We start from the raw sequence: 25673 nt of genomic DNA, 5'->3' as shown, positions 1-25673 counted from the left end.
GAATGCACTTCGCTCAAAGTGGTAAGCAGCGTTGCACGGCGAAACCCTCGCCCGTCGACCTGTTTTTAAGGAGAGCCGTTATGCCCTGGTATGCCTGGTTGATTCTGGTCGTTGCAATCGGCTCGATCGTCGGCGGTCTGATGATGTTGCGTGACACCGCCAACAAGGTCGAACTGACTGATGAACAACGCAAGCGCGTCGCTGAACGCAATGCCGAAGCGGACATCAAGGACGCGCAGGACCGCTGAACGAAAAACCCCGCCTGAATCGGCGGGGTTTGTTTTTATCGCGGCTACTTTTCCCAGTCAGCCTTGGCAATGTGCAAGCCATGCAGGCCTTTGTACGCCGCACGTTCCGGCTGGCTCCAGCCTTCGAGCAGCGCATCGTCCAGACGATAGATTTCCACACCGAGCGGGCGGCACACGGTCAGCGGATCCTGCGCGTCCGGCCCCCACATCGCCAAAGACAAGTCACCACCCGGACAGGTCGACAACGCGCATAGCAAGTCGATTTCGGCGAAGAACTCCAGGTAATCGCCCTTCTGCGCCGGACAGGCCTTCATGAAATACAGATCATCGTGATTCAGGCCGGTGCACTGGAAGATGTTCAACACGTCATGCACATCGAACTCGGTCAGGCCATGGGGCAACACGGCGCGGGTCAGGTTGGAATGGCAGTGATGATGGAAATCCTCGCCGGTGAGCATTTTGTTCACATAAGGATCGCAGCGCGTGCCGAGCAAATCGTGCAGGCGCCCGCCGTGCTCGTCGATCCCATAGTCGGCCAGGCTGTCATCGGTGATGGTCACCAGAGGTCGCAGAAAAGGCAGGTTCGACCACAACCGGTCATGGGTGCTGACATGCGCGCCCTGCAGTTGCCGGGTGCGCGCAGCCCACATCCGTTCCCGTGGATCGTGTGCGTTCCACACATTGAAATCGCCCACCTGAGGCCCGACCGGTGTGGTGACACGAAACACATGCCCCGCCGGCACGTGCCAGGCACGCCCGGTGCGGATCGGCACTTCGAATTGTTCGATCAGCGTGCGCCCGTCCTTGCGGTCGCGGATGCGTTCGTAGAACGGTGTATTGACCTGTAACGCCGAGCCTTTGCTGACCTGATAGGCGGCCGGGTAGTCTTTGTACATGATTCTCCTGCTCCTTCGGTGATGGCAACTTTCTGAGCTGCAACCACTATCCGTGCCAACCGTCGATGCCTGTTACGAACATGTCGAAGTCACCACCAGGTTTTTTAGAAGTAGAAGTACAGTCACCATCCAATTTCCATTGGTTAAGATGGCGGTCTTGTTGCGGAGAGTTTAAATGCGTTACTCGCAGGATCATAAAGCCCAGACCCATCAGCGCATTATCAAGGAAGCGTCCGAGCGGTTTCGAAAGGACGGCATTGGTGCGACTGGCCTGCAGCCACTGATGAAGGCGCTGGGCCTGACGCACGGCGGCTTCTATTCGCACTTCGCCTCCAAGGACGAGTTGGTGGAAAAAGCGCTGCAAGCCGCCGGCGAGCAGGTAGCGGGTTTGTGCGCGGAAATCTTTGCTCAGGAAAAACCGCTGGAAGTCTTCATCGACACCTACCTGTCCGAGTGGCACCAGACCAGTCCCCACGAAGGTTGCCCGTTGCTGACCATTTCTTCGGAGCTTGGATTGCGTGGCCAGCCAAGCCCGACCAGCGATGAAGTGCTCAAGGCTCGCCTGGATCAGATTGAAGGCACCCTCCAAGGCGAGAACGCCGCCGAGCGCAGCATCGTCATCATGGCGACACTCGCCGGTGCGCTCCTGCTGTCACGCAGTGTCGCGGATCCCGATTTTGCACAACGCATCCTGGAAGTCACCCGCGAACACCTCAAACGCTCCGAAGACTAAGCCTGCCAGCGCTTGAAAAGCACGCTGGCATTGACCCCGCCGAAGCCGAACCCGTTGGACAGCGCATACTCGATCGGCATCGACCGCGCTTGGCCATGAACAATGTCCACACCCTCGCTCGCCGGATCAGGATTGTCGAAGTTGAGCGTTGGAGGCACGATCTGATCGCGGATCGCCAGCAACGTGAAAATCGCTTCGAGACCACCGGCCGCTCCGAGCAAATGCCCGGTGGCAGACTTGGTCGAGGTCACCGCAATTTTGTTTTCCGTTCCGAACAAAGACTTGATTGCGGCCAACTCCCCCAAGTCTCCAACCGGGGTGGAGGTTGCGTGAGCATTCAAATGCTGTACCTGAGCTGCAGTAACGCCGGCCTGTGCTAGCGCCAGTTCCATTGCCCGTCGTGCACCGCTGCCATCTTCCGGCCCGGCGGTCAGATGATAAGCGTCGGCACTGGTGCCATATCCGACCAGTTCGGCCAACGGTTGCGCACCGCGTGCCAGGGCATGCTCCAGAGACTCAACCACCAGCAGCCCCGCGCCCTCCCCCATTACGAAACCGTCACGCCCGCTGTCGAACGGGCGTGAGGCGCGCTCAGGCGTGTCGTTGTAGGCGCTGGACAAGGCCCGCGCCGCCGCGAATCCGGCGAGGCTGACCCGATCGATGCAAGCTTCCGCGCCGCCGCACACTGCGATATCGGCTTCGCCGGCCCTGATCAGGCGTGCCGCATCACCAATGGCCTGGACGCCTGCTGCACACGCCGTCACCGGAGCACCCAGCGGGCCTTTCAAGCTGTGCTGGATCGAAACGTGTCCCGCCGCCAGGTTGACCAGAAACGATGGAATGGTGAACGGCGACAAGCGCCGCGGGCCGCGACTGTCGGTGGTGCGCACGGCATCGGCGATGGCGCCGAACCCGCCGACACCAGAACCGATGATAGTGGCTGTGCGTTCCTGAGCGTCGGGGGCGGTCGGATGCCAGCCGGCCTGTTCAAGCGCCTGACGTGCTGCCTCCATCGCGAACAGAATGAAACGATCCATTTTCTTCTGCTCTTTGGGAGGCGTGGCGCGATCCGGATCGAAACCGGCGTCCGGGTCTTCTTCAATCGTCGGCACCGCGCCGCCGACCCTGGCCGGCAGATCGGCAACCACCGCCTCCGGCAGATTTCGCAATCCCGAACGTCCAGCCAGCAGACGCTGCCAGACAACTTCGACACCGCTTCCCAAGGGCGATACCAGGCCCATACCCGTGACAACTACTCGACGCTGATCCATATCGGGTTGACCTCTCGTGACTCAAGAATCTTTTACTTGTAGCGGCTGGCCGCCGAACTGTGGGACAGGTTGGGCGCCATCACCAGACGCGCGGCAACAAAGGCCTGCCACTCGCCCGCATCAGGTAGCGAAGGAATGGTGACCAGTTCGCCCTGATCCAGACCGGACAGTGCGGCATCGACCATCTCGCCAGCCTCCATGACCATTTCTGCCGGAATACCGCTGGCATCAAAACCGGAACGCTCCCAGATTTCGGTGCGTGTCACACCGGGCAATACCGCTTGCACCTTGACGCCGGTGCCTTCGAGCTCGGTATTGAGCGATTGCGTGAGGCTCAACACGTAGGCCTTGCTGGCGCTGTAGGTGGCGTTGAAACGCTCGGGGAACAAGGCGACCACCGACGCAATGTTGATGATCGTGCCACGCCCGGCGCGGGTGAACGCCGAGGCGGCTGCGGCTGCCAGCCGTGTCAGGGTTGTGACGTTCAACTGAATCAGTTGCTCCAGTACCTCGGGATCGGCATTGGCCAGCAAACCGTTGACTGCCACGCCCGCATTGTTGACCAACAGGCTGATGCTGGAGTCGCTGCGCAGGCGCTGCTCAAGCTTGAGCACTTCATCCTTTTGCGTCAGATCGGCCTTCAGTACTTCAACCTGGACGCCATGTGCGTCACGCAACTTGCTGGCAGCAGACTCCAGGCGCTCCTGATCGCGAGCCACCAGCAACAAATCAAAACCACGCGCCGCCAACCGCTCGGCGTACACCGCACCGATGCCGGAAGAAGCGCCGGTGACCAGAGCCGTACCTTGGGATTTCGGGGAATTCATGACGATACTCCTGAGATGCGTAAGGAATGAGCGACCGCTTGAAGCAGCGGGCTTCAGTGGCGAACGAAATTATTATAGGCATAATCTCAAGACAATATGATAGTCGTAATTTTCCATTATCCGACGGAAAGACATTGCCCTCCTTCGACGTCTCAAGGAACCCGAAAGCAAAAAGGGCCGGTCAATGACCGGCCCCATGGCGTTGAACAATCAGCTTAGTTCACTTCCAGCTTGTCGCGATTGCGATCCAGGATCGCCTTGCCGATGCCTTTCACTTCCAGCAATTCATCCACGGATGCAAACGGTCCATTTGTTTCACGATAAGCAACAATTGCTTTCGCCTTGGCCTCGCCCACTCCTGCCAGCTCCTTTTGCAGGGTGACCGCGTCGGCACCGTTCAAATCGACCTTCTGAGATTCAGAAGTGGCTGAGGCGTCCATCACCACGGGCGCCTTGTTCACTTTGGAAGAAGCCAGAGGCGCAGCAATAGCGGCGATCGAGGCGCTTGTCAGCAGGGCAAAAATCAGGGAGTAGAAATAACCGGTACGCATGAGTGACGCTCCATCATCAATTGAGAAAGCAGCTTTTCCGAAGCTGCTCTCCTAACTTAGGCGATGATGGAAGCCTGTCAAAAACGTGTCCGTTACAGGATGTGAAACAATCAGGGTTCGAGGCGTCGCTGTTGATGAATCCAGTCGACGATCTCACCGTCAGGGGTATAACCACTAACGGTTTCGCGCAGAAGCTGGCGAACGCGAGAATAATCATCCGCTTCAACGGCAACGAGCAATTCATCCAGCCGCGTCTTCAGCACATCCCAAGGCAAGTGATCCTCGCTGGCGGTCATGATCATCGGATGCGGTGTCGCGGCAACGTTGTCGCCAATCAGCAACTCTTCATAAAGCTTTTCACCGGGCCGTAACCCCGTGAACTCGATTGAAATATCACCCTGAGGATTGCGCTCGGAACGAATGCTCAAACCGGAAAGATGAATCATCTTCTCGGCCAGTTCCACGATTCTCACCGGTTCGCCCATATCCAGCACGAACACATCACCGCCCTGTCCCATGGAGCCCGCCTGAATCACCAGTTGCGCGGCTTCCGGAATCGTCATGAAGTAGCGGGTGATTTTCGGGTGAGTGACCGTCAGCGGCCCGCCGGATTTGATCTGACTGTGAAACAGCGGGATCACCGAGCCGGACGAACCCAGTACGTTACCGAAACGGACCATGGTGAAGCGAGTCTTGTTGACGCGTGAAACGTTGGCCTTGTCACCGAACAACACCGGTGCGACTTCACGACTCAACGCTTGAAGCGTGAGCTCCGCCAGGCGCTTGGTGCTGCCCATGATGTTAGTCGGACGGACTGCCTTGTCGGTCGAGATCAGCACGAAATTGGAAACGCCTGACTGCAATGCTGCCTGCGCGGTGTTGAGCGTGCCGATCACGTTATTCAACACGCCCTCGGCGATGTTGTGCTCAACCATCGGCACATGCTTGTAGGCCGCCGCGTGGTAAACGGTGTCGACCTTCCAGGTTTTCATCACATCCAGCAGCTTGTCCTGATGGCGGATCGAGCCGAGGATCGGCAGCAAACGAACAGGCGTCGATTCACGACTGCCACGCTGCTCGAGTTCAGACAGAATGCTGTAGAGATTGAACTCGCTATGTTCGAACAGCAGAAGGGTCGTCGGCTGCAACGAAAATATCTGCCTGCACAGCTCGGATCCGATAGATCCACCGGCCCCGGTGACCATCACAGTCTTGCCTTTGATACAGCGTTCGAGCAGGTCCGGCTGAGCCGGTACGGCGTCACGCCCCAGCAGGTCGGCGATATCGACTTCCTGAATGTCTTCGACTTTCACCCGGCCACTGGCCAGGTCGGTAAAGTTGGGAACGCTGCGAACATGCAGCGGAAAACCTTCCAGCAGATTGAGAATTTCCCGACGGCGGGCACGTGTCGAGGAAGGCAGCGCCAATAGAATTTCCTGGGCGCCGGTCACGTCGATCATCTGCTGGATATGTTTGGGCTTGTAGACTTGCAGACCGGAAATGGAACGGTCCGAGATACCCGGATCATCGTCGATGAATGCCACGGGACGCAGCACGCGGCCCATACGCAGTGCCGCGACCAGTTGGTTGCCCGCCACACCGGCACCGTACACCGCTACTTTGGTCAGGCCGTCGTCGCGGTTGGTGAAGGGCACGTGCTGGGCTGCGGTAAACCAGTCGCCCATGAAGTATTGACGCATGCACAGGCGCAGACCGCCAATAATGACAAGGCTGAGCCACCAATAGTTGAAGATGATGGAACGGGGAACCACGGCTTCGTGATTGCTGTACCAATAAACCACAAGCGCCAGGATCAGCGATGAAAGACTGACAGCCTTGACGATCGCGATCAGCGCATCGTTACCAAAGTAACGCATGACTGCGCGGTACATTCCGAAGCGGATGAAAAGCGGGATTGCAACGATCGGGGCACTGACGAACAACCAGAAATGTACTTTGAGCGGGTTGTACATATCATCGATGCCGAGCCGGACGATGAACGCAAGCCAAAGAGAACCCCAGACCAGAAACACATCTGTGGCAACTTGAATCAGTCGTTTTTGCCTGCGTGGCAAACCTAACAAAAAGGCGCGTATTTTATCCATAAACCTCAACCGACCAGACTTGTTCGCCCGTAAATCCGACCTCATTGTACGAAAATAATCCGAAACCGTACTGAATTTGTCCATCAGTCACGGCCCAGCAGTTTAGACCTCCAGCTCTCCGGCATGAAACTTCACGGCTACCAGCACCAGCGGAATATAAGCGATCAACACGCCCGACATCCCGTCGAGCCCCTGAAATACCACGCAAAGTGCGACGGGGAGTAACCAGAATACGTTGATCAGCGCCGTGACAACCGTCACTGGCAAATGTTGCCCGTACTGACGTGACGCATATTGATAGGCATGACTTCGATGGGCTTCATAGACTTTGTCACCACGCAGCAAACGCCTCAACAAAGTAAATGTGGCATCGACAATGAATACACCGAGCAGGATCAGCCATACCCAAAGGTAGCGCGGATCGACCGAAGCCGCCTGAAGCGACAGAGCTCCCAGGATGATCCCCAGAAAGCCGCTGCCCGCATCCCCCATGAATATCTTTGCGGGTGGAAAATTCCAGAACAGAAATCCCAGCACCGACATCGCCAACAGTAACGGGCCCCAGATCAATGCATGATGGCCGTCAACCCAATAGATCAGGCAACCTCCCGCACAGACGCTGATCGCCTCCACACTGGCAATACCGTCAATGCCATCCATGAAGTTGTACAGATTCAACAACCACACCAGATAGAGCAGCGCGAGCAGATTACCTGCCCAGCTCAGGTCGAAAGTGAACCCGAATACTGCGATCGGAGCGAGACCGCCCATCCATACCAACAACCACGCTGCCGCTGCAAAATGCCCAAGCAGACGCCAACGCGCGGGAATGTGGCCGTGATCGTCCATGAAACCGATCACCGCGACCAGCAAACCTGCACCGGCGGCGCCAAGAAAAAAACTGGAGTCAATGACTCCACCTATTTTCATCACCACAAGAGACAGCACAAAGGTCACGACAATCGATACCCCTCCGCCTCTCGGAGTCGGCACCGTATGGGAACTGCGGTGATTCGGCACATCGAGCATGCTGCTGGCCATTGCGTATCGACGCAATATCGCTGTGAGAGCGAAAGAAAGAGCACAGATTGCTGGCACGAATAACCAGAAACTCATTTTTACATCACTCCAGAACGCAATTTGATACGAGCGGTACATACGTCATGACCCAGCGCTTTCGACCTGCTTCATGAGATTTTGTAGCGGAGGAGCGCAATCTTGAAACTGCCATCGGAGACAGCGAAAGCCACCTCAGGGAAAATGTGGGGAGCGGAAAAAACACCCGTCCCCAAGCCTTGCAAGAAACTTTCGGTAGAGAAACTTGCAGCACTCATTGAAACGACATCCATCAACGGTGTTCTGCGCCAATACTGAAAGTTCGAAAAAACAGTCTTACACCAACCATTGCGCCAGCTCTACATCGTCAGGCTGGCGCAACTGGCGAAACGCTCAAGTGGGAGCCTGTATCGTCCTTGTCAAACTGTAGCTTGCGATGAGTCTGCCCTGACGAGCCCCTTGTTTCGAAGCGGTTTCAACTTGAGCGCCGGTTTCTCGACCAGATACCAACTTGCAAGACATACCGCCAACAATGGCAGCGGAAGCCAAAGAGCCATTCCGCTCGTCGTCGTCGCGATATCATGCCGTATCAAGTAGATAATGATGGGCATGTGGTAAATGTAGGCACCATAGCTGATATCAGGGAAGCGGAACGGTGTTGCATTCAACCCCGCCATGCCAACCCATACGACGGCAAATGCCTGAAAGCCCACCGGACTGAGGCGGACAAGCTGATCGAAATACGGGATGCGGTAAGAGAAAATTACAGCAATCAGGAAAATCCATGGAATGAACGGATTTACCTTGAGGAGGATCCTGCGATGTAAATAAGCCAGGTTTCCTATGAAGAAAGACGGCAGTAGAAACAGGATCATTTGTGTATGCCCATCAAGGGTACGTCCCCAGTAGACCACTGCGAAGGACGCGGCCAGCAGCAGCCAGATGACCATACGATGCTTGTAGGCGCCTGCCATCCAGAGCAGTGCGAGGCAGATATAGGCGATTTCTTCCCACATCAGTGACCACAGAGGACCGTTGGCAACACCGGGCAGCGTATACAACCCACCGGTAATCCAGTTGAGAAACGAGTTGTAGACTGCAAAACCGTCAAACAACACCCAACATAGAATCATCGAAACAGCGAGTGCCGGTAATAGACGAAGTGCCCGTTTGCGAATGAATACTCCCCAGGTGCCGGACTCTTCATAACTTTTCAGCACCAGAAAGCCACTGATGGCCAGAAATGCAGGTACGGCCATAATGTATCCTGCCCAATTGAACGTGACATCGGTCATCGCCCAACCGTGAACAAAGGCAACTTCTACCGCTAGCAATAAGCGGAGCAAGTCAAAATTCGGGTATCTTATATTCATTGGCAAATAGTTTTCCTGGAGGCACTTTCTATATCTGGTACAAGTTCAATCCAGATAATGGATCAATCAGTACATTGAACATATCCATACGTCAGATTGACTTCGATCTGCCGCACTTTTGTAGGCGGACACAGCTACCAAACGGTCAGCCATCTTACCTGCGAACCCCCTGAACGTCGACTGAGCACTGATACACCCGAGGTGTCGCCCTCTCGCAGCCCAACGGACACAACAGACAGCCCTTCCCGGCAGCACAAGAAAAAGGGGCTACACGCTCACCCCTTTTTTCGGCATTGACTGTCGGAGCCTTTCAGCCGAACTGATCCGCCAGCCGCAAGGCCAGATGCTTGGCATGCTGTCGCAACTCAGGAACTGCCGTGGCCTCCCATAAGTCGGCCTTGAGCATCGGCCCGACGTAATGCAGCCATGGCACAGTATTGCCATCCTTCCCCTTCACCGCGAGCCACTGATCGACATTCAAACCAAGCCCAAGCGGATCCAGTTGAACCAGGCCATCCTCTCTCAACTGTGATATCAGTTTGTCATCGACTCGACGCAGGTTTGTATTCGGTCCGGTGCAATTAATGACTCGCGCCACCTTGATTTGCTCCAGTCGACCACTGCTTCGCAATTGAATATCGACCGCCACGGCTTCAGAACTCCCGACCACCTTTTGCACACGGCCGGCCAGCGAATGGATCTGTCCGTTTAAAACAGCTTCCTCAAAGCGCTGATAGGCCGCCGGCGCCACACGATGACGGTGAGCATCCCAGTAAGGCTGGGCATGACGAAGAAATCGCCGGCGTTCAATATCCGGCAGCCTCACCCACAAATCCGGCGTGATTGAGCGCATGGCCGCCAACAGATCCCGCCAATCCAGCCCCTTGGGCTGAACTTCAGAGATTTCCCGACGGATCAATCTCATGTACCCACGGACGGAGGGACGCTCGCGCAACAGCTTTTCAGCGATGTCCAGAGGGCCCGTGTACGCTGACCGCTGTGGACGATGAGGCAGAGGCCTGAGGCCACGACGAGAAACCATGTAAATGGGTCCGCGATGCCCTTGCTGCAGCAGACTCAGCGAAACGTCCAGCGCTGTAAGTCCCGCCCCCACCAGCAGGACCGGACTGTTTGCCTCTACCGTCTCTGCCGAAGTGCTGCCCCATGGATCTGACTGATACCGCTCAGCCCCCAGGGATGCACTGAACCCCGGAGGATCCAGAGGGGAAAAATTCCCGAATGCCAGCACCACCTGATCAGCCCTGATGCGCTGTCCATCGACCAGTTCAAGAACCGCCCCGTTGCCCTCAGGCCGCAGACTGCGAACCTCTGCAACTACCCGCTCGAGCACGACTCCGCTGGCGCAATGCTTCTCCGCGTCATCCAGAACAGACGCCAGATACTCACCATAGGTTTTACGCGGAACAAAGGAAGACGCGGTGTAGAGGGAGTCCTGCCCGTTGCAAAAACGCAGAAAATGATCGGGATCATCCAGATCGGCGCTCATGTTGCCGGCAGGCACATTCAACAAGTGCAGTGAACTGTTGGTCCCATAGGCCAGCCCCCGCGCCATGGCCCCTGAACGGTTGACCAGTACGATTCGGACACCGGGAGGGCTGTGACGCATGAACTGCGCTGCCGTGACTGCGCCGCTGAAACCCGCGCCAATGATGACGAGGGTTTTCATTGACCAAACCTTTTATCCAGGTATTCCAGCACTCTTGCAATCGACCCGGATAAATCCTCGGTCATTGTGTTGATCCGAATGTCCGGATCCTGCGGCGCCTCATAGGCAGAGTCGATCCCGGTGAAATTCTTGATTTCGCCTTTTCTTGCCTTGCTGTAGAGACCTTTCGGGTCACGGCGCTCACATTCTTCCAGCGAAGTATCGATAAACACTTCGACAAAAGCTGCATCGCCGATCACATCACGCGCCATCGCGCGATCACGGTGGAAGGGTGAGATGAAGGCAGTGATCACGATCAACCCGGCATCGATGAATAACTTCGATACTTCCGCGACACGCCGAATATTCTCGACCCGATCAGTGTCAGTAAAACCCAGATCCTTGCACAACCCCATGCGCAGGTTGTCGCCGTCCAGCAGGAATGTGTGCCGCGCCCTTGCCACGAGCGCCTGCTCCAGAGCATTGGCGATCGTCGATTTGCCCGAGCCACTCAACCCCGTCAACCAGATCACGGCAGCCTTTTGCCCCTTCACCTGAGCTCTTGCCGACGCACTGATGGCAGTCGTGTGAAAAACCAGATTCTTGCTCATACGATTAACCTTGGTCGAATCAGACTAACGAGACCCGCCAGCCTTGGGCTGGCGGGTCTCCTGCATGCTACGCGTGGGGTAGCAGGCGATCACGCATGGCCTTGATGCGAGCCTCGCAGATCCGGTAGGACTCGCTGCTCAGCAAATCAACACGCTGCTGCTCGTCAGTCAGCGCAAGCGTATGAGAATCGCAGCCGACCCTGTGAATGTAATCGCCGATAAAATCGCAGGTACGCAGTGACGCCCAATCCGTCCCGTCGCGAGTGAATAGCTGCAGGGTCAGATAATAGTCTTCCATGTACTTCATATCATTGAAGTAGGTAACGGCTTCCAGATCGCACTTGTTCAGATCAAGCAGAAAACTGTGCAGCGGCGCGTGGTTATGTTCGACGAAGTCACGGTAGTTGTCGCCGTAATCGTAGATCTTTTCACGCTTGATGATGCAGCCGGTCGCCGAGTCCACCATGGTGGAGTAAACACGCGCAAAGGTTGCATTCTTGCCACTCGCCTTGAGTTGCTCGAGCTGCGAGCTGTAAGCCTTAGGAAACAGCATGTCATCGTAATCAAGAAATGCTGCATAACCACTACCGACAGCCTTGAGCGCATCATTGAGCATCAACGAACGCAGATCCGGCGTTTGCTCTGTCGAGAAGTAACGACGAATAACCGGCGCACAATGCTCGTTCCACGGCAATTGAGCGAGTTGCGTTTCGAGTATTGCGATTTCCTCGTCATCCATGTCCTGAATAGCCAGAACAGGCAAAACCTGACAACCGGACTGAGCGATCAACGAAAGAAGTGCATTGATCAGCGATGCACGGTCACCACGACGGTGATAACGCACGATGGTCGACACCGTGTCGAGCGCGGAACCGTGGATGCCGTTGTCCGGCAGCAGTCGGAAACATGAAGCCTCACAGCAGACCTTGTATCCGATCGTCGGTGCATTCGGGCGCAACTCCATGCAGGCAACCTGATCAGGCTCGATACTGAAGTTGACAGTATTTTCGCCCTGCACAAACGACGGATCGTTTCGCAGACTGGCCGACACGGAATAACCCTCGTGCCGCTTGGCCATTTTCAGCAACGACTCGATGGCCGTTGCGGGGAACAGGCAAATATCACTGAAGCGCAGCGTGAAGTCGGATTCAGCAGGCTCGTGCCCGGAGATTTTCACACCTTGCGCCTGCAATGCCTGCTGAAGTTCTGCGTTTTCGGTAGAAACCGAGCAAACCTTGAACGCATCTGAATTGGCAAGGCATGCCAGGAACTTGCGACGCGACTCCGGTTCAGCCTTCAGGCGAGCCTCTGCTTCAGGCGTCAGCACCACATTCAGCTTCAAATCTGCTGGCAGGACACAGTCGGCGGTCGCCGAAAACGGCTGGCCGGACAACGCACGTCCGATGGAGTTGAGGTAGCCGTAACCGAAGCGGGTATCGGGCTCAAGGTGCGCACCCTCAGCCCATTCGTTCCAGGCGTTCACCACGACGTAGCGGCGATCCTCCGGCAGGTTCTGCTCGGAGTAATCCACCAGAAACTCGAACCAGCTCTGGAATTTTTCCGTAGTGAAGTTGTTGAGCGCATACGCCCGATTACCGTAACGAGCGGTGTTATCCCAAGTTGGAACCAGCGATCGGAACAGCGTGAAATCCTTGCCCAGATCCTGCCCCATGTAGTGGTCGGCAACTTCAGGGTAGTTAATGATGTTGCCTTCCAGAGGCCAGTACGGACGCAGCTGGCTGCGAGTGTCCTGTACCGCATCGGCAGTCCAGTCATGCAGTACCCGCTCGACGGCAGAGTCCATGCCATGGTCTTGCGGATTTGTCGCACCACGCGTCAGCGTCGCCACCATGTATGGCGCCTTGAGCCCCTCGCGCTCACACTCTTCGCGCCACACAGCCAGGTAATCATCGATATGCTCGATCGAGGACGGTCGATACACGTGCAGCATCGGACGGCCATCTACTTTGATATAGCGCTCGTCTTTGAAGAACGGGATGAGATAGCGAATAAAGCCACGAGCGTCTTCTTTCGAATAGACCTGCCCCAGCAAAATTTCCGCTTCGTTGCCATCCCAGCGGCGAGTCCAGTTCTCGTTCGCCCAGCAGAAACAGAACGGCATATCAATCTGCGGATTATCCAGCAGCATTTGTGCCGGCTTCTCGAGGATCATTCTGCCGGTGAACCAGTAATGATAGAAAATCAGGCCATGAACACCTGACTTCTGCATCATTTCGGCCTGTTGTTGCAACTTGTCCGGGCCGGACAGATGGTAGTAACCGATGTCCTCGTGCGGGACATGTTGCTGGTAATGCCCGTGGAACAACGGATTGGCAGAGCGAACCTTATACCACTCGGTAAATCCGGTGCCGTGCCATTCATCATTCTCGGGTGTCGGGTGGAATTGCGGCAGGTAGTACGCCAGCACCTTGATGGTGTCGTGCGTGATGCTCGCAGAGTAATCACCCTGTGGCTCGTAATAAGCCCGAGGCTCATGGGAAATTTGCGGAGCTTCCAGCTGATAGTTACGCCCTTCACTGGTGGTCGTGCTCACCAGCACCAGACGCTCCAGCGAACGGCTCAGCAGATCACCCGCGACACCGTTCTCCTGTCGCGTGAAGTCTTCGAGTTTCAATGGCAGGCGCAAGAAGTCCTGGATCGTGCGCACGCGCGCCCAGAACGACCCGGCGCGAGGGAATTGCACGCCAGGGAATGCCTTGGCATCGACCCCGCTGAATTTTTCCAGAGCCGTGGCAATCACGTTTCCGGCATCACTCCAGCCAGCCTGATGGTAGATGGCAGCTTCAGGTCGGATATCGGCGGGATACACCACTTTTGCATCGTCAGCGAGCAACTGAAGAATCTGCCCGACGTTGGCCGGTGAACCACACAGCAGATCCACACGCTCCTTGTAGCCCGAACCTTCAATGTTATCGGCACCATCAACTTCATCATGGAAGTGCGCAACAACGTCATACTCACTCAGAAGACCACCAAACTGGACAATCAGCGCAGCAACCGCACCCACCTGTGCGGGCAGGGCTTCAACCACCAACCTGCGCAGCAGAGGTACAGCAGTGCGCAGGGTCTTGTCGTCGAACTTCGAGCCATTGCCCTTGTTGCGGGAAATGAACAGATCGAACTCGACAGGGATATTTTTCAGGTTGTCCAGCCAGTTTCCTGACAATTGCTCGCCGTTTAAATGAAGATGTACGGCAACCATCCCAGGCGTCACTTTCGGGACATCTGGCAGATAAGGATCCAGATAGTAAGGCACGACCTTCAGTACTTCGTACTCAGTCAATGCTGCATCGCCAATCGGATTGGAGACCTGTTTCAACGCCAGTCGTTTCTGACTGAGCTTGAGCTTGCGAACTGCAATAGCCAGTGCATGACGCAGACCGCCACGGCGTGCTTCACGGACAAAACGGCTGAGCAGTTGCGGCTGTTGCGCAACCAGATTCAACAGCTGTATGGCGAGGCGATGCCGACCGACCTTGCGGGACAGATGGTAATTACGACCTTTGGTGTCGAAAATCGACCGCCCTTCATAATACCCGTAGCGCAAGTAGTGGATCAGTGGATTGATACGACGCAACCGTACGTCCGGATAGCTGTCGAGATAGGCTTTGGTGGAAAATCCTGCCGACGGGTCACGCCCCTCGCGCCAGCCCTGCACAAGATAGTGTTGCAACGGGTCGACACCTGCCGCCCGAACATCTTCATAAGTTGTGAGGTAATAGTCGGCGCTGAATAGCTCACTCTGGGCCGGTTCATCACCTCGGTAGCGAATCCCGAATCGATCGGCAACATGCGAGACCAGAGACTTGATCAAAAAACGTCCGGAACCATACCGGCGCAGATCAGCCTCAAGCATTTGAACCAATTGTTCCGTGTCTGAAAGGCTCGCCTGGGAAGCACCATATTCGGTTTCAAGCCAACGGCGGTGGCCGTCGATCAGCGAGTAATTCGACTCCAGCTCGCCAAACCGGGCCTCAAGTTTGCTGTAATCGGAAGCCAGAGCACTATGATCGGTAGCGAGTGAACTGTGTTCAGCTTCGAGGCCTTTGATGGTCTGTTCCTTCTGAGTCAGTTTCCCGGCCAGTTCAGCGTTGTTCAGATCGAATCGACGCATGAGTCGATAGGCAGGCAAACGCTCGTCCATCGCCTCGCAGAGGCTGTCGACAGTGCTGACAACCGCTTGGTCATCTGCACGCTCATCACGCGAGAGTTCCAGAAGCAGGAGGCTGAGATTCAAGACATCGGCCGGTACAGCGGAATCCTTTTTGAGCTCTTCCAGCGTAAAGCTGTTGTGCTGCAGCGACTGCTGGAGAAAGTTGCTCTGATATTCCAGGAACTCGGGACCCTGCGGATCAAACGGCAACCCCAGCGACTCGGACATGCGTCGCAGCTGCTTCTCGGGTTCCTCAAGCATCAACTCGTAATTCACAAAAACGCGCGATGCGCCCTGGCTGTATTTCATGCTGAACAGCATGTGCTCAAGCCAGAGAAAGTAACCTTTCTCAACTTCGAACTCGTTCCGTTTGACCAACGAATGCGCAACGTTGATCGGATTACGGAAAGCAATGACATAGCTGACCTGCAGACCCAGTTCGGCAAAGATCTCCTGCCAGAATGGCAGCAACCGGGACATCCGCGGGTCTTTTACGCCGAAACATTTGATCTCATCGAGCTTTTCGCGCAGATGCTCGATTGCACGCGCCTTGTGGCGCTGCGCGACCGCTGAATCTAGCTCTTCCCGGCGAATAGGAAGAAGACTGTCCCAGGAGTGCCCGAGGTCGGCCAGCAACTCTTCGTTGTAAGCGGTAATCGTTGCGTCTTCAAAAAAGCCCTTTTCGTTATTGCCCGATTCGGCAGGCAACAGGTTATCGCCCAGATCGACACCAAGGACTTTCAAACCACGCGTAATGGCACTGGTACCGCTTCGGTGCATGCCTAAAACTACGACTATTTGTTTATGATCCATAAGATTAATTATGCTCAACACTTGAAATGGTAAAAGCTGGGATACATTTGAAATCTACTGTCCCGGTTGCTGTGATCGCAGTTTCCGGCAGAACACGAAACAGGCAGGCGTCGATCAAACGATGCAGATAGGTTTCCCCTTCCCCTACGGCACCGACCACCCCTGAGTTGAGGAAGTACGTTCCGGGGTTCAAATTGCACTCGAACTTGAATTCAACATCGACCTCAGCGTCGGCCGCCACGTAGGCGATGGCGTCCTGAGTGCTGGCCGCGCTGGCCGCCCCACCGATCTCGATACCGGCAAGCGTTTTGATCATCATGCCAAAGCGAACCGCTACAGCCCCCGTCGAAAACGCTACGCGATAGGTATAGCGGTAGCTGTCACCGCGCTTGAGGCAGTTGACCTGTTTGCCGGCCGCATTGAGGATGCGCGGCTCGCTGATCAGAACGCCGTGCGATTCGTAGGACATCACGCTTTTGGAAACGATATGAGGATCGAAGTATTCCTCGAGCCCGTTGTCCTTCGCCTGTGACGCCACGACGGCGACCTCGGTGCGCTTGGCCTCTCGCTGGAGTTCAAGGCGTTCGAGTACACCGGTCTTGATCGATTCGCGGATCTCCGCAACTTTGTCCGCAGGCGCATACAGCAGCTTCTGATACTGGCCGACAATGACCTTGGGCACACCTTCGGCGAGCTTCTCTCCCTTATCCAGCAGAATCGCCCGCGTACACAGTTCGATGACGGCGCTCCCGGAGTGCGACACAAACAGAATGGTCGCGCCACTCGCCTTGATCGCTTCGATCCGCGCGAAGCACTTGCGCTGGAACAATTCATCGCCGACCGACAGCGCTTCATCAACAATCAGGATTTGCGGATCAACGTTGATTGCCACGGCAAAAGCCAGGCGCACCATCATGCCGCTGGAGTAAGTCTTGACCGGCTGATCGATGAATTCGCCGATTTCCGCAAAGGCCTCGATCTCGGCAAAACGCGCCTCGGTCTCTTCGCGTGTCAGGCCAAGCACTGCAGCGTTCATGTACACGTTTTCGCGGCCACTGAATTCAGGGTTGAATCCGGAACCCAGCTCCAGCAAGGCTGCGACACGACCGTGGGTCATGATATCGCCGTGCGTCTGATTGAGCGTGCCGCAAATCATCTGCAACAGTGTCGATTTACCGCTACCGTTTCGCCCGAGGATACCAACGGTTTCGCCTCGGTCGATGGTGAAAGAAACACCCTGCAGCGCCCAGAATTCACGAAAATATTGCTTGCGCCCGCGCGCGAACATCTGCATCAGCCGATCTCTCGGCTTGTCGTAAATATGGAAACACTTGCTCAGGTTGTTGACGGCAATGGCGGTATTAGAGGACATCGGCGAACCCTTTACGCGTTTTTTGGAACCACGCAAATCCTAGCCAAAAGACAAGAGCTGCAGCGATATAGTAGAAACCCAGGTGAATCAGACTCGGCAGTTCGCCCCTGAAGAGCAGAGCCCGGGTGTCTTCAATTGCCGGGGTCAGGGGATTCAAAAAGAGCAGATGCCGGTACTCTTCAGGCAGCGCCGTGATCGGATAAAAAATCGGTGACAGAAACATCAGGACCGAAGTGCACACACCGATGATCTGACTGACGTCTCGCAGGTACACGCCCATTGAGGCGAGAAACCACACCAGACCGACAACGAAAATGATCAGAGGAGCCAGAAATACCGGCAGCAACAAAATGGTGTACTGAAGCTTTCCGAAGAAAATCAGATAAGCAATCAGCCAGACGCTCAGGCTGACCAGGAAGTGAAACATAGCCGCGCCAAGCGTGACCCATGGAAGTATTTCCAGCGGGAACACCACTTTCTTCACATAGTTGACGTTGCCGATAATCAGTCCCGGGGCTCTGTTTATGCACTCGGCAAACAGATTGAAAACGATCAGCCCCGCAAACAGCATGAGCGCAAACTCGGTTTTCGAACTGCTATCGACGCTCCATCGGGCTTTGAACACGACGCTGAAAACGAATGTGTAAATAACGAGCATCACAATCGGATTGAACAGAGACCACAGCATGCCCATGATCGAACCGCGATAACGCCCGACGATCTCCCGCTGCACCAGCGCCCGGATGAGACCTTTGTTGCGCCAGATGCTATTGAGCATCTCCTTTGGCGAAGCAGAAAAGTTCAGCATTGTCCCAAAACCTCAATAAATCCGAGGGAGTTTAAATTCCTCAGCAAACTCTCTCGTCCTGCCATCACTTGAATAACCACAAAACTCTTCCTGAAAGGGGCCAAGTCCGACTGCGTATCAGATTCCATTGAATACCGTCGCCAAAAGCAGTCCAAGGTTGCCCCATAAGGATTGCCGGTAAACGCCGGATCGCCGTAACCAGATGATCCGGGCCAATCCGCGAGAACTTCGTGCCCGCTGAAACAGATCCAGCCTCCTCCGGCTTTCTTCATTCAACTGGAATCTGGTCGACTCCAGCGCCGCAATATTCTTTTGATTCCACCCACGAAAACGTCCGCGAAACTGCATTCGCACCCGATTCAATTGCACCATCAGGCCCGACGTAGAACCGATAAGGTTTGCTTCGTGTTGCCTGTAGAGAATGGTCGGACAAACGTCGTAAGTGACCCGTCCCCCGGCACCTGAAACGAGGAGGTAGGCCCACCAGTCGTGCGAAACGATATCCAGACTGGAGCCTGCCTGCAGGAACAGCTTACGGGCAGCCTGATTGAAGACCATTGTGTTGCCCCCTCCCACGCTTTGCACTAGCGCATTGGCAAATCCGACGGGACGCTCGAACAGAGGAGACAAACCTATAGACCTGCCCTCCTCATCGATCAGTTCGGTCCTGCCACAGTAGAGAGCTGGCTCCTTTGGGGGAGCCCCCTGAAGCTCGCACAGGGCGCGCTCCAGCTTGTTTTCTTGCCAGATATCATCCTGATCGGCCCAGGCATAGAAATCGGACTCGATTGATGGGTCACAGGTCAGCGAAAGAAAGTTTGCGGCATAACCACGTCCAGGCCCCTGGCGAATCGACAGCTTGCCTTCTCCCCAACGCCCGGCGTATTCGCGTAACAATTCCAGGGTAGAGTCGTCAGAGCTATCATCCGACACCACGACAAACCAGTGGGGGTAGCTTTGGCGCGCAATGGAGTCCAGTTGCTGGGCCAAAAAACGCTCACCATTGAAGGTACACAACAGGACGGCAACACGTGCGAAAGGACCGTCTGGTTCCTGCTGAAGCCTGTCGACATCGCGATGATCCGGACTGCCGTTTTGAACAACCGGGAAAAGAGGGGCTACCACCGAGCACTCCGTTGCTGAAAGGAGAAAACTTCACCTGTGCCGATTCGTTCAACACGAGCGAGCATTCGACGGGCAAGGAAAGCGCCATCGGATCGACTCATGCGCCACTTCCAGCTGCGCAAAATTTGCAATTATAACGACGAAACATTGTCATTTGATAGCCCAGTGACATTATCGCTTTGCAAACGCTAGAAGCAGGACTGTCAGCCCCGACAAGACATGGTTGACCTGAATATTACAGATGAGCGCCGCGGTGGCGGCGCGTAGGGTATCAAGCCACCATCGTTAGAAAAAGGGTGGCAGTTTGCCAATGCCGAAGTACCAAGCACAGGTCGGCAACGATCAAACACCTCGACTCAAGTAAGCTGCCGCGAGTGATACTGGCACGCCGTCCGCCTCAACGCATCGTCGACGCCAATGACAGGCGACCAACCCAGCCTATCGATGGTTTTACTGATATCGACCTGCAACGAGCCACACAATCGCTGCGCCAGATCAGCACGGCCGATCAGCGATGCACCCGCCTTCAATATCCAGGAAGGAACCGCCAGCAAGCGAGGCTTCACACCCAGGGCAATCGCCATGCGCCTGAGCAATTGAGTGGTGGACAAGTCTTCTCCATCACTGACCAGAAAGGTGTTTCCCGCCGCCTCTGGATGACTTATGCAGATATTGAGCAAATCCACCAGATTCTCAAGCGCAACAAGGCTGCGATGGTTATGTATCGCACCAAGCGGTAACGGAGTACCTCGCTCAAGCCAGCGCATCATGCTCAGGAAGTTGGCCCCGACACCGGGACCGTAGACCAATGGCGGCCGGATGACGACGAGCTCCATACCCGTTTCGACACTGATTGCTCTCAAGGCATCCTCTGCTTCGCGCTTCGATATGCCGTAAGGATCAAGCGGAGCCGGCACATCGTCCGCCTTGAAAACAACTCCGGGAAGAGTCATTTCTCCATTGACCTTGATCGAACTGACGAAAATGAATCTCTTGACGCCTGCCTCGGCCGCACTGCGAGCCAGACGAACAGTCCCTTCGACATTGATTTTGCGAAACCGCTCAAGAGCCCCCTCTGCGGACTCATTCATGACATGTACCCGGGCGGCACAATGAACAACCACGTCAATGCCGACCAGAGAAGGCAGCAGAGCCCTGTCACCCATGTCAACTGTCACAACCTGGCACAGCCCACTCAACCTCGTTTCGCCGCGCACAGCGGCAACAGGACTGAACACCTTGTCACGCAACAGTCGAAACACGAGCGCCTCACCCACAAACCCGGTCGCGCCAGTCACCAAAACTTGAGAACCGATCATTTAGCTTTGCTTCCAACCAACGCCGTCGCCCAACAGATGCAAAAGAAAAACAGCTTGTCCCGCGCCCTGCGCCGACAGTCTCTGGCACTGAACGAGAGCTTTATCAGTTGCCGGCGCCCCAAAGGCAGCCAAGGCTCGACAAATGAATTGCGCTCAAGCCCCACCAGCCGAACGATCTGCCTGACCTGAGAAAACCACCAGCCGTCATGAATGGTCTTGTAACGCATGACCAGAGAACCGATGCCGGCGTTCGCACCTACCTGATTACTTTCATGCTGGCGATAATCCATGGAGGGACGCGCGTCGATGAACCAGCGAAATCCCCGACTGCGTGCGAAAGCGTAAAAATACCAGTCGTGGAGGCTGACATTCTGCAAGTCGCTCCAGGACTCCAGCATGGCAGCCTTGAGCGGACGCACCAGCTCACGAGTGAAGACGTATGTACATCCCGGCCCGGCAGCTTCGAACAGGAAATCCCAGGAGGTCTGGGACTGAGCCTTGTCCAGCAGTTGCGTGCGGCCATCCGGCCAGAATGCGACAACATTGCTGGAGTAGGCATTCACGCCTCGCGCCTGAATTTCGCCGATCGCCCTCTCGAGCTTGTCCTGATACCAGACATCATCCTGATCGGAGAACGCGATGTAGTCGTATTCTTCGAGGGATACATCACGGATCAATCTGAAAAAATTGCGCGCAGCACCACCGAAGGCACCCACGTCAGGGAGCACGTGAACACTCTGGTGCCTGGCCGCATAGGCCAGGCACCAGGCTTCGGTACCATCAGTCGAGGGATCAATACTGATATAGACACTCAGGTCTACATTGGACTGTCGAAGAATCGAGTCGAGCTGTTCTTCGATCCACTGCATTCCATTGAAGGCCGCCAGCAAAACCGCAACCTTGGGATGTTTTACTGGCATAGCTTTCCTGCTTGCACCGATTTTAACTTTCTCACTCGAAAACGCTTTGGTATTCGAATCAGTGAGAAGGCGAGTCCAGCAACTTCTGCAGGTATTGTCCGTAGCCCGTCTTTTTCAAGGCATCAGCCTGCTCAGCCAGCTGATCGGCGGTGATCCAGCCATTGTGATACGCAATTTCTTCCAGGCAGGCCACTTTCAAACCCTGACGCTGCTCGATGGTATGAACGAAGTGACTGGCTTCAAGCAAAGAGTCGTGAGTACCCGTATCGAGCCACGCAAAGCCACGACCGAGCATCTCGACATTCAGCGATTTTTGCTCCAGGTAGGCGCGGTTCACATCGGTGATTTCCAGCTCACCTCGCTCGGAGGGCTTGATGTTCTTGGCGATCTCCACGACTTGATTGTCATAGAAATAAAGACCTGTAACCGCATAGCTGGATTTTGGCTTCAGTGGCTTCTCTTCAATACTCAACGCGCGACCGGACGCATCGAACTCCACGACACCAAAACGCTCCGGGTCGGAAACGTGATAACCGAATACAGTCGCGCCGTGCTGTTGAGAGCTGGCGGAACGCAAATTGTCGGAGAAGTGCTGACCATAAAAAATGTTATCGCCCAGGATCAGGCAGCAAGGATCTTTCCCGATGAACTCCTCACCAATGATGAAAGCCTGTGCCAGACCGTCCGGACTCGGTTGTTCGGCGTAAGTCAGCTTGATTCCGTAAAGGCTGCCATCGCCCAACAGTTTACGGAAACATGGCAAATCTTCCGGGGTTGAAATAATCAGAATTTCACGCATCCCGGCAAGCATCAGCACCGACAGCGGATAAAAGATCATCGGCTTGTCGTAGATCGGCAGCATCTGCTTGGAAACACCAAGGGTTAACGGGTGCAGGCGTGTACCCGAGCCACCGGCGAGAATGATGCCTTTACGATTTGTCGTGGTCATTTATTAAGAACTTCCCTAAGCATTCGGGTTACACCACTTTGCCAATCCGGCAAGTGTAGAGAAAAATTGTCGCGCAGCTTCCGAGTATTCAAACGTGAATTCAGAGGCCGACGAGCGGGTGTCGGATACGCAGTCGTATCGATCGGATTGATCGCAGTAACAGCAAGCTGCTCGCCATTGTCCCGGGCAAACGCGATCACATGGCTTGCATAGCCGTGCCACGATACTTCGCCACTCGCTGCGAGGTGATATAGCCCCGCCAGTTCCGGCTGCTGCTGCACCTTGCAAATCGCGATTGCCGTGATATCCGCTATCAGGTCAGCACCTGTCGGTGCTCCAATCTGATCGGCAATTACATTGAGTGTTTCGCGATCTTTTGCCAGCCGGAGCATGGTCTTGGCGAAGTTATTGCCGCGAGCACCATAGACCCAACTTGTTCGGAAGATCAGATGCTTGCAGCCCGACGCAGCGATTGCCTGCTCACCGGCGAGCTTGCTCGCGCCGTAATGATTGACCGGTGCGACAGCATCGGTCTCCTGCCATGGTTCGCAACCTTCACCACTGAACACGTAATCGGTTGAGTAATGAATCAGCCAGGCACCCAGCAAAGCCGCCTCTTCGGCCATGACTCGACTGGCATGGTCGTTGACACGACTGGCCAGCTCGACTTCGGATTCGGCCTTGTCGACCGCGGTGTAGGCAGCCGCGTTGACAATGACATCGGGCTTGAGCGCTCGGATTGTCGCACGCAGGGTGTCCAGATCCGACAAGTCACCACACAGGCCATCAACAGCATGACGATCCAGCGCGACCAACTCACCAAGCGGCGCGAGGGAGCGTTGCAGCTCCCAGCCCACCTGGCCATTTTTACCCAGTAGGAGGATTTTCATGCTTTGTTCGAGCGATCTGCGTAGTTCTGGTCGATCCACTGCTGGTAGCTTCCGCTTTTGACGTGAGCGACCCATTCAGTGTTGTTCAGATACCACTCGACGGTCTTGCGAATGCCGGTTTCAAAGGTTTCTTGCGGAGTCCAACCCAGTTCGCGCTGGATCTTGCTGGCGTCGATGGCATAACGCTGATCATGACCTGGACGATCCTGAACGTAAGTGATCAGGCTCGCATGTGGGCGATGTGCAGAGTCAGGGCGCAATTCGTCGAGAAGAGCACACAGAGTGTTCACGACTTCAATATTCTGTTTTTCGTTGTGACCGCCAATGTTGTACGTCTCGCCTATAACGCCTTCGGTCACGACCTTGTAAAGCGCACGTGCATGATCTTCAACATAAAGCCAGTCACGGACCTGGTTTCCTTTGCCATAGACCGGCAACGGCTTGCCTTCCAGCGCATTGAGAATGATCAGCGGGATCAACTTTTCAGGGAAGTGGCAAGGACCGTAGTTGTTCGAGCAATTAGTCACAAGCGTAGGCAAACCATAGGTGCGAGCCCAGGCGCGAACCAGATGGTCGGAGCTGGCCTTGCTTGCCGAATACGGCGAACTTGGCTGATAGGGCGTCGTTTCGGTGAAGAGATCTTCCGGACCTTCGAGGTCGCCGTAAACTTCGTCCGTCGAGATATGGTGAAAGCGGAAAGCCGCCTTGCGCGCTTCATCAAGCGCAGCCCAATAATGGCGTGCGGCTTCCAGGAGCGTGTAAGTACCAATGATGTTGGTCTGAATGAACTCGGAAGGACCCGAGATGGAACGATCAACGTGAGACTCTGCGGCCAGATGCATGATCGCATCCGGTTGGTGCTCACGCAGGACTCGATCGATCTGTTCACGGTCGCAGATGTCGACGCGCTCGAACGTGTAACGCGAGCTTCCGCTGACTTCGGCCAACGACTCAAGGTTACCGGCATACGTCAGCTTGTCGACGTTGATCACTGCGTCGGTAGTGTTGGAGATAATATGACGGATAACAGCTGAGCCGATAAACCCGGCGCCGCCGGTTACTAGAATTTTCACGCGAAACCATACCCTTGAGTTGCTGACAGGGCTGCCAACCGAGCACTGTCTAATCCATAAATGCAAAAGCCATCAATTCAGCCGGGGCTTCCGACAGAGTCAGTCTGTACCGACGTGGGAATATGCCACTATCGGACAAGCGCTGCATTTTACAGCTTAATGAACGTTTTACTAATGGAGATAGACAAGCTGTGGCTAAAGTTTAGTTCGCCTTTCCTTCCATGTCGCAATCAGACAAGACGCTTGCGCGAAGCTCTGGACGCACGTCCCAGAAACCAGCCTAAAACCGGCCCCATCAACATACCTGCCAGCAATGCACCGATTGTAATAACTGATACCGGAAGTTGCGGCCCCTCCCAACCAAGAAACAACAGGGAAACCGATTGCTGATTTTCGAGAACGAACGCAAGGATCGCCAACACAAGCAATAGAATTAGAACGGAAAGCAGAATGCGCTTGAGATTATTCATGAGCAACTCCTTGCGTAACGGTGACCGTCAAGCCCCCTCCTCCTCTTCTTCATTCACGCGATCGCGCAGCTCTTTGCCTGGCTTGAAATGCGGAACGAATTTACCGTCAAGGCTGACGGACTGGCCGGTCTTTGGATTTCGACCGACACGCGGCGCACGATAGTGCAAGGAAAAGCTGCCAAAACCACGGATCTCGATACGATCCCCCGTGGCCAGACACTGGGACATTTGCTCAAGCATGGTCTTGATGGCCAGCTCCACATCCTTGGATGAGAGCAGCCCCTGATGGGTGACAATTCGTTCGATCAACTCCGACTTCGTCATATTTTTCCCTTCTTTTTCAAGCAGCTAGATCAGCGCTTGAAAGGTTTTAGCACGCCCGGAAGATTTTGAACAGCCCAGGGCTTGACATATCTTTCCGCT

At 55.4% G+C, this 25673-nt stretch carries 23 protein-coding genes; 3 read left to right on the top strand and 20 right to left on the bottom strand.

What is annotated here, in order from left to right; translation table 11 throughout:
- Positions 1 to 80: 80 nt before the first annotated feature.
- Positions 81 to 248 carry a DUF2897 family protein gene (locus N8H71_RS08165; RefSeq protein WP_007950938.1) on the top strand — a complete coding sequence of 56 codons (168 nt, stop codon included), beginning with the start codon at positions 81 to 83 and terminating at the stop codon, positions 246 to 248.
- A 44-nt stretch (positions 249 to 292) separates the two neighbouring features.
- Here N8H71_RS08165 and N8H71_RS08160 read toward each other — a convergent pair whose 3' ends face one another.
- A complete protein-coding gene (locus N8H71_RS08160) occupies positions 293 to 1144 on the bottom strand; it encodes an urea carboxylase-associated family protein (RefSeq protein ID WP_085683455.1) in 852 nt (283 codons plus the stop codon).
- Positions 1145 to 1319: 175 nt separating this feature from the next.
- Here N8H71_RS08160 and N8H71_RS08155 point away from each other — a divergent pair, with 175 nt between their 5' ends.
- Positions 1320 to 1877: a TetR/AcrR family transcriptional regulator gene (locus tag N8H71_RS08155; RefSeq protein WP_262193593.1), complete on the top strand. Its 558-nt coding sequence runs from the start codon at positions 1320 to 1322 to the stop codon at positions 1875 to 1877.
- On the opposite strand, the gene fabF is transcribed toward N8H71_RS08155, so the two are convergent.
- The 5 genes from fabF to N8H71_RS08130 all read right to left on the bottom strand — a co-directional run bounded on the left by fabF (position 1874) and on the right by N8H71_RS08130 (position 7747).
- Positions 1874 to 3148: a beta-ketoacyl-ACP synthase II gene (fabF, locus tag N8H71_RS08150; protein WP_262193592.1), complete on the bottom strand. Its 1275-nt coding sequence runs from the start codon at positions 3146 to 3148 to the stop codon at positions 1874 to 1876. The two genes, N8H71_RS08155 and fabF, sit on opposite strands and share 4 nt — an antisense overlap.
- A gap of 32 nt (positions 3149 to 3180) precedes the next feature.
- A complete protein-coding gene (locus tag N8H71_RS08145; RefSeq protein WP_262193591.1) occupies positions 3181 to 3975 on the bottom strand; it encodes an SDR family NAD(P)-dependent oxidoreductase in 795 nt (264 codons plus the stop codon).
- Positions 3976 to 4190: 215 nt separating this feature from the next.
- Positions 4191 to 4526: a ComEA family DNA-binding protein gene (locus N8H71_RS08140; protein WP_262193590.1), complete on the bottom strand. Its 336-nt coding sequence runs from the start codon at positions 4524 to 4526 to the stop codon at positions 4191 to 4193.
- A gap of 110 nt (positions 4527 to 4636) precedes the next feature.
- Positions 4637 to 6631 carry a polysaccharide biosynthesis protein gene (locus N8H71_RS08135; RefSeq protein ID WP_262193673.1) on the bottom strand — a complete coding sequence of 665 codons (1995 nt, stop codon included), beginning with the start codon at positions 6629 to 6631 and terminating at the stop codon, positions 4637 to 4639.
- Positions 6632 to 6733: 102 nt separating this feature from the next.
- Positions 6734 to 7747, bottom strand: coding sequence for an MraY family glycosyltransferase (locus N8H71_RS08130; RefSeq protein WP_262193589.1), 1014 nt, complete (start codon positions 7745 to 7747; stop codon positions 6734 to 6736).
- Positions 7748 to 7849: 102 nt separating this feature from the next.
- On the opposite strand from N8H71_RS08130, the gene N8H71_RS08125 reads away from it, so the two are divergent.
- Positions 7850 to 8005 (top strand): hypothetical protein, encoded by a 156-nt coding sequence (locus tag N8H71_RS08125; RefSeq protein WP_262193588.1) that lies wholly within the window; start codon positions 7850 to 7852, stop codon positions 8003 to 8005.
- A 101-nt stretch (positions 8006 to 8106) separates the two neighbouring features.
- Here the strand turns inward: N8H71_RS08125 and N8H71_RS08120 are convergent, their stop codons facing one another.
- The 14 genes from N8H71_RS08120 to ihfB all read right to left on the bottom strand — a co-directional run bounded on the left by N8H71_RS08120 (position 8107) and on the right by ihfB (position 25574).
- Positions 8107 to 9060, bottom strand: coding sequence for an acyltransferase family protein (locus tag N8H71_RS08120; protein WP_262193587.1), 954 nt, complete (start codon positions 9058 to 9060; stop codon positions 8107 to 8109).
- 310 nt (positions 9061 to 9370) lie between these two features.
- Positions 9371 to 10747 carry an FAD/NAD(P)-binding protein gene (locus tag N8H71_RS08115; RefSeq protein ID WP_262193586.1) on the bottom strand — a complete coding sequence of 459 codons (1377 nt, stop codon included), beginning with the start codon at positions 10745 to 10747 and terminating at the stop codon, positions 9371 to 9373.
- Positions 10744 to 11337, bottom strand: coding sequence for an adenylyl-sulfate kinase (gene cysC / locus N8H71_RS08110; protein WP_262193585.1), 594 nt, complete (start codon positions 11335 to 11337; stop codon positions 10744 to 10746). Before cysC ends, N8H71_RS08115 begins: the two co-directional genes overlap by 4 nt.
- A gap of 67 nt (positions 11338 to 11404) precedes the next feature.
- Positions 11405 to 16324: a glycoside hydrolase family 99-like domain-containing protein gene (locus N8H71_RS08105; protein ID WP_262193584.1), complete on the bottom strand. Its 4920-nt coding sequence runs from the start codon at positions 16322 to 16324 to the stop codon at positions 11405 to 11407.
- 4 nt (positions 16325 to 16328) lie between these two features.
- Complete coding sequence (locus N8H71_RS08100) at positions 16329 to 17696, bottom strand: ABC transporter ATP-binding protein (RefSeq protein WP_262193583.1); 1368 nt, start codon at positions 17694 to 17696, stop codon at positions 16329 to 16331.
- Positions 17686 to 18504 carry an ABC transporter permease gene (locus N8H71_RS08095; protein ID WP_085612176.1) on the bottom strand — a complete coding sequence of 273 codons (819 nt, stop codon included), beginning with the start codon at positions 18502 to 18504 and terminating at the stop codon, positions 17686 to 17688. The genes N8H71_RS08100 and N8H71_RS08095 overlap by 11 nt, the downstream gene beginning before the upstream one ends.
- A gap of 117 nt (positions 18505 to 18621) precedes the next feature.
- Positions 18622 to 19629, bottom strand: coding sequence for a glycosyltransferase (locus N8H71_RS08090; protein WP_262193582.1), 1008 nt, complete (start codon positions 19627 to 19629; stop codon positions 18622 to 18624).
- Positions 19630 to 19985: 356 nt separating this feature from the next.
- Positions 19986 to 20948: a UDP-glucose 4-epimerase family protein gene (locus tag N8H71_RS08085; RefSeq protein WP_262193581.1), complete on the bottom strand. Its 963-nt coding sequence runs from the start codon at positions 20946 to 20948 to the stop codon at positions 19986 to 19988.
- Complete coding sequence (locus tag N8H71_RS08080; protein ID WP_262193580.1) at positions 20945 to 21868, bottom strand: glycosyltransferase; 924 nt, start codon at positions 21866 to 21868, stop codon at positions 20945 to 20947. The genes N8H71_RS08085 and N8H71_RS08080 overlap by 4 nt, the downstream gene beginning before the upstream one ends.
- Before the next feature lie 58 nt (positions 21869 to 21926).
- On the bottom strand, positions 21927 to 22817 hold the full coding sequence (gene rfbA, locus N8H71_RS08075) for a glucose-1-phosphate thymidylyltransferase RfbA (RefSeq protein WP_262193579.1): 891 nt from the start codon (positions 22815 to 22817) through the stop codon (positions 21927 to 21929).
- Positions 22814 to 23707, bottom strand: coding sequence for a dTDP-4-dehydrorhamnose reductase (gene rfbD / locus N8H71_RS08070; protein WP_262193578.1), 894 nt, complete (start codon positions 23705 to 23707; stop codon positions 22814 to 22816). Before rfbD ends, rfbA begins: the two co-directional genes overlap by 4 nt.
- Complete coding sequence (gene rfbB / locus N8H71_RS08065; RefSeq protein WP_262193577.1) at positions 23704 to 24780, bottom strand: dTDP-glucose 4,6-dehydratase; 1077 nt, start codon at positions 24778 to 24780, stop codon at positions 23704 to 23706. The genes rfbD and rfbB overlap by 4 nt, the downstream gene beginning before the upstream one ends.
- Positions 24781 to 25010: 230 nt before the next feature.
- Complete coding sequence (locus tag N8H71_RS08060) at positions 25011 to 25250, bottom strand: LapA family protein (RefSeq protein WP_262193576.1); 240 nt, start codon at positions 25248 to 25250, stop codon at positions 25011 to 25013.
- A gap of 27 nt (positions 25251 to 25277) precedes the next feature.
- Complete coding sequence (gene ihfB / locus N8H71_RS08055; RefSeq protein WP_007950920.1) at positions 25278 to 25574, bottom strand: integration host factor subunit beta; 297 nt, start codon at positions 25572 to 25574, stop codon at positions 25278 to 25280.
- Positions 25575 to 25673 lie beyond the last annotated feature (99 nt).

This window comes from Pseudomonas koreensis, assembly GCF_025447595.1.
GTDB lineage: Bacteria > Pseudomonadota > Gammaproteobacteria > Pseudomonadales > Pseudomonadaceae > Aquipseudomonas > Aquipseudomonas koreensis_H.
Note: the sequence above shows the minus strand (reverse complement) of the source record. Positions and strands in the feature narration are given on the sequence as shown.